The sequence below is a fragment of the Streptomyces sp. NPDC059900 genome (genome assembly GCF_050270335.1).
GTDB lineage: Bacteria > Actinomycetota > Actinomycetes > Streptomycetales > Streptomycetaceae > Streptomyces.
This window is the reverse complement of record NZ_JBNNJZ010000597.1, coordinates 1-4,801: the sequence shown is the minus strand read 5'-3', so window position 1 is coordinate 4,801 and position 4,801 is coordinate 1. Positions and strand designations below refer to the sequence as shown.

At 70.7% G+C, this 4,801-nt stretch carries 4 protein-coding genes; 2 read left to right on the top strand and 2 right to left on the bottom strand.

Annotated elements, in window-relative coordinates; genetic code table 11:
• Positions 1-1,558 (bottom strand): cation:proton antiporter (locus ACQKIP_RS39980; RefSeq protein WP_427745294.1); only part of this gene is annotated, 1,558 nt, incomplete at its 3' end.
• Positions 1,559-2,292: 734 nt separating this feature from the next.
• On the opposite strand from ACQKIP_RS39980, the gene ACQKIP_RS39975 reads away from it, so the two are divergent.
• Positions 2,293-3,849 carry an MFS transporter gene (locus ACQKIP_RS39975; RefSeq protein WP_365864334.1) on the top strand — a complete coding sequence of 519 codons (1,557 nt, stop codon included), beginning with the start codon at positions 2,293-2,295 and terminating at the stop codon, positions 3,847-3,849.
• Positions 3,850-3,899: 50 nt separating this feature from the next.
• Positions 3,900-4,397 carry an FBP domain-containing protein gene (locus tag ACQKIP_RS39970; RefSeq protein ID WP_365864331.1) on the top strand — a complete coding sequence of 166 codons (498 nt, stop codon included), beginning with the start codon at positions 3,900-3,902 and terminating at the stop codon, positions 4,395-4,397.
• A 59-nt stretch (positions 4,398-4,456) separates the two neighbouring features.
• Here ACQKIP_RS39970 and ACQKIP_RS39965 read toward each other — a convergent pair.
• The coding region (locus ACQKIP_RS39965; protein WP_427745293.1) for a hypothetical protein at positions 4,457-4,801 on the bottom strand (345 nt) is incomplete at its 5' end.

Sequence of the window (4,801 nt, the reverse complement as noted above, 5' to 3'; positions counted from 1 at the left end):
GCTCCAGGCGGGCCTCGGGGTCGGGTCCGGGCTGCTGGCCCCGTCCGGTGCGTGTGGCGCTGAACAGGCTGTCCACGCGCGCCCGTTCCACGACGGCCGGGGCGATGCCGTCGCGCTCGGCCCGGGCGTCGAGAGCCTCGTCCGCTGCCTGCGACAGAGCTCTCATCAGCAGCCCGTAGTCCTTGCGCAGGCGTGTGACATCGTCGCCGGGCACCTTGACGGTGCGGATCACGGCCGGCAGCGACAGCCCCTGCAACAGCAGGGTGACCGCGGCCACGACGAACGCCATCAGGATCAACTGCGGCCGGTAGGGCGTTTCTTCGGGCAGCGTCTGGGCCGCCGCCACGGTGATCGCGCCGCGCATCCCGGACCAGGCCAGCACGACCCCGCCGCGCCAACCCAGTGTCTCGTTGAGCCGGAACTCGATGTCGGCGCCGACCCGAGTGACCCGGCGCTCGATCCGCTCCTTCTTGCGTGTGCCGAACCGCTCGGTGAGGTCGAACGTGGCCAGGCGGTCCTGCCAGCTCTCGATCAACGGCTTGGCCGCGGCGGCCCGGCGCTCGTCACGCCGGACCAGTGCCATCAGCGGCACCACGAACACGATGCGCACGACGATGACGAACCCGGTCAGGGCTAGCCCGTAGAGGAAGGCCCACCACGCGCCCATGCCGTTGGCGTGCGTGTGCGCCTCGTCGATGAGGGTCTTCAGGCTCAGCCCCATCAACAGGAAAATGGCGCTCTCCAGCAGGAAGGCGAGCGTGCGCCAGTTCATCTCCTCGCCGAGCCGGTCCTGGGCGCGCAGCAGCCGGGGGCCGAGGTGCCCGGTCACCAGGCCCGTGACGACCACGGCCAGCACCCCGGACGCGTCGAACTCCTCCGCGGGCACGAACGCCACGAAGGGCACCACGAACGAGATGGCCGTGTTCAGGACGGTGTCGTCGAGCAGGGCCCGGACCTTGACGTTCACGATGCCGACGATCATGCCGATCGCCACCGCGATCACCACGGAGAGCACGAACTTGCCCGCCACGCTCCACACCGACACCGACGCGGCCAACGCGGCGATCGCCGAGCGCAGCAGCACCAGGGCCGATGCGTCGTTGACCAGCCCCTCCCCCTCGAGCAGGGTCAGGAGCCGGGAAGGAAGCCCCAGTTTGCGGCCCACGGACGTCGCGGCGACCGCGTCGGTCGGGCTGATCACCGCTCCGAGCGCGAACGCCGCGGGCCAGCCCAGATCGGGCACCAGAAGATGCACCAGCCACCCCGCGCCCAGCGTCGACGCCACCACCAGCAGCACGGCGAGCCCGCCGATGGACCTGAGGTCGCGGCGGAAGTCCGTCGCGGGCATGTTCACGGCGGCCGAGTAGAGCAGCGGCGGGAGCACACCGGCGAGCACCCACTCCGGGTCGGTCTCCACCACCGGTACGCCGGGCACGAAGCTCAGCGCGATGCCCACCACGACCAGGCTCAGCGGTGCGGCCAGGCCCAGGCGCTGGGAGAACGCGGCGACGGCCACGATGCTCGCGACACCCACCACGGCGATCAAGGTGACTTCCATTCGGGCATTCTCACCGACCACCCGCGCCGCCGCGGCCATCCTCGCCACGCCAGGCCCGATGTCACCCGCAAGCACGGCTGAGCCCGGCCCCGCCCGCTCCCCCGTACCGGTCGGACAGCTGATCCCGTCGCAGGGTCAACACCGCCCCGTCCGTGTGTGGTGTGCGGGCGGTCGGAAAATCCGGTTGCGTGGTGGTGTCCATGGGATAGCCTTTCCGGGATTTTGCGCGGCAGGTTCTCTGCCGCTCCGCTCGGCGCGCTCGGCGTCGACACGCACCGCGTGCCCTGCCCGGAAGGAGGCGAGAGACATGGACCGTGCTGAATGCGTTGCGGCCATAGTTGCCTCCGGCCGTGTGCCCTCCCTCCTCTGCGGCGCGCGGTAACTCTTCCCCCCTTCCTGTTTCTTGTCTTCGGCATCTTCCTGAGATGCCGCGTCACGAGATGTCCTGGCCCGCGCGGTTCGTCGCCGCGCGGACCGCGGGGGCGCGCGCCCGAAGACGGGCCCTTCTCTTGCTGGTCACCGTGATCTCGGCACTTTCCGTCTCACGACCGGCAAGAGCGCCGGCGTGAGTGACACGCAGTTGGCGAGGCAGGCCCCGGGTGCTGTCCGTGGTTCCCGCTGCCCCATCGCCCTGCCGTGTCCCCGTGCTGCGTACACCGGCCCGTCGTCACCCCTGCGACCGTCCCTGGCCGGCTGTCCCGACAGCACTTCGACACGAAACATGCGTGATCGCCTTGAGCAAGAAACGTCCCGGAGGGGAATCCCTCCCGTCCTCTCCTTCCCCCGCCCCTTCCACGGCCACCGGCCGTTCCCCGGACCGCGAGGCTCGCGCCACGACTCCGGCACCGGATCCGAAGCGCTGGTGGGCGCTGGCCGTCATCGCCCTCGCCCAGCTGATGGTGATCCTTGACGGCACCGTCGTGAACATCGCGCTGCCCTCCGCCCAGCACGCTCTCGGCATGTCGGACGCCGACCGGCAGTGGGTGATCACCGCCTACACGCTGGCCTTCGGCGGGCTGCTGCTGCTCGGCGGCCGGATCACCGATCTGGTGGGCCGCAAGCGCGCCTTCGTCATCGGCCTGGCCGGGTTCGCCGCGGCCTCCGCGCTGGGCGGCGCGGCGGCCGGTCCCTGGATGCTGTTCGCGGCGCGGGCCCTGCAAGGCGCGTTCGCGGCGGTCCTGGCGCCCTCGGCCCTGTCGCTGCTGACGACGACGTTCACCGACCCCAAGGAGCGGGCCAGGGCGTTCGGGGTCTACGGTGCGCTGGCCGGCGGCGGCAGCGCGGTCGGACTGATCGTGGGCGGTCTGCTGACCGAGTACCTGAACGGGCGCTGGTCCCTGTACGTCAACGTGCCCATCGCGCTGGCCGCCCTGCTCGGCGCACCGGCCTTCCTGCGCGACGGCTCCGGCCGCCGGGGCGGGCACCTGGACGGGCGCGGCGCGCTCCTTGGCTGCGGCGGGCTCGTCGCCCTCGTGTACGGCTTCAGCGAGGCCGAACCCCGCGGCTGGACCAGCCCGTTGGTGCTCACGCTGCTCGTGGTCGGGGTGATGCTGCTCGCCGCCTTCGTGTGGTGGCAGAGCCGCGCGGAGAGCCCGCTGCTGCCGCTGCGCATCGTCAGGGACCGTGTGCGGGCCGGATCGCTGGCGACGATGGGCCTGGCCACCGTCGGCATGTTCGGCGTCTTCCTGTTCCTGACGTACTACCTGCAGGTCGTCCTCGGCTACCCGCCGGTGCGGACAGGCCTGGCCTTCGTGCCGATCTCGGCCGGGATCGTCATCGGCGCGACCCAGATCGCGGCCCGCCTGCTGCCCCGCACGGCGCCGCGCACCTTGATGTCGTCCGGCATGGTGCTGGCCGCCGCCGGCATGGTGCTGCTCAGCAGCCTGACCGTGCATGCGCAGTACGTGACGCACGTGCTGCCCGCCCTGCTGCTGCTCGGTCTGGGCATGGGCCTGACCTTCATGCCGGTCTACGCGACGGCCACCGCCGGCGTGCCCGCGCAGGACGCCGGTGTGGCCTCGGCCGTCCTCAACACCGTTCAGCAAATGGGCGCTTCGCTGGGCACCGTACTGCTCAACACCATCGCCACCGGCGCGACCAGCCGTTACCTCCACTCGCACGTGCACGATGCGGCCCACGGCGGCGCGAGCCTGGACGACGGCATGGTGCACGGCTTCTCCCTCGCCTACCGGTGCTCGGCGGCCGTCCTGCTGCTCGCCGCCCTGGTAGCGGGCCTCACCGTACGACCCAAGACGCCCCGGCACGCCGGGAACGACACACCGGCCCAGTGAGCCGGGGCCGTGTCCCGCCCCCGTCCGCCGCACCCCTCGAAGGATCCATCATGAAACCCCTGACCGAGCACGACATCCGCACCTCGTTCGCCAACTGCTCGAAGGGCGAGGCCAAACGCCTCCCCCTGCCCAAGAACCTGGCGGACCTCGACCACTGGGACGACCTGGACTTCCTGGGCTGGTTCGATCTGTCCGCGCCCGATCGCAAGTACCTCGTCGTCGAACGCGCCGATGGACTCGTCGGGCTGTCCCTGCGCTCCGCCTCAGGCAACCGCGGCTTCCTGCGCCGCAGCCTGTGCTCGCTGTGCCTGACCACGCATCCCGGCAGCGGCGTCTCCCTCATGACCGCCCCCAAGGCAGGCCGGGCCGGCCGCGAAGGCAACTCGGTGGGCCTCTACGTCTGCACCGACCTGGACTGCTCGTTGTACGTACGGGGCAAGAAGAAGGCGGCACCGGGCGGGCGTATGGAGGAGTCCCTCACGGTCGAGCAGCAGATCGAGCGCCTGCGCGGCAACCTCGACGCGTTCGTGGAACGGGTCTTCCACTGAGACCGACAGGGGCTCGGCGCCCATCGCCGCCGAGCCCCTGTCCACTCCTTGCACTGAGCTCACGGGCAAGTGGCTGCCGTGTCGATCCTGATGCCGGTCACGGTGAAGGCCGAGGAGAAGTTCACGTGGTGATTCGGCGGGAGGCACAGGTACTGCGTTGCGCCGCTGCTGTTGACGATGTAGCGGAGATAGGCCCGGTCGTCATTGCGGGTGTTGTTGACCCAGTCCGCGCCACGGCTGTTGGGGCCGAGGTTCTGGTAGGCGGTGGTGACATCCTGATACGCGGCTGTGGGGCTGGCGCTGTTCCACTGGGCGTTCGTCTGGTAGAAGCAGACCCTGGGCCACGCGCATCCGTTGTACGAGTCTGCCGATGCGGTGGGAGCCGTGGCCAGCGCCGTCAGGGC

Excerpts from the sequence above, each read along its gene's own strand:
- ACQKIP_RS39970 (WP_365864331.1), top strand. The coding sequence starts at position 3,900 with ATGAAACCCCTGACCGAGCACGACATCCGCACCTCGTTCGCCAACTGC.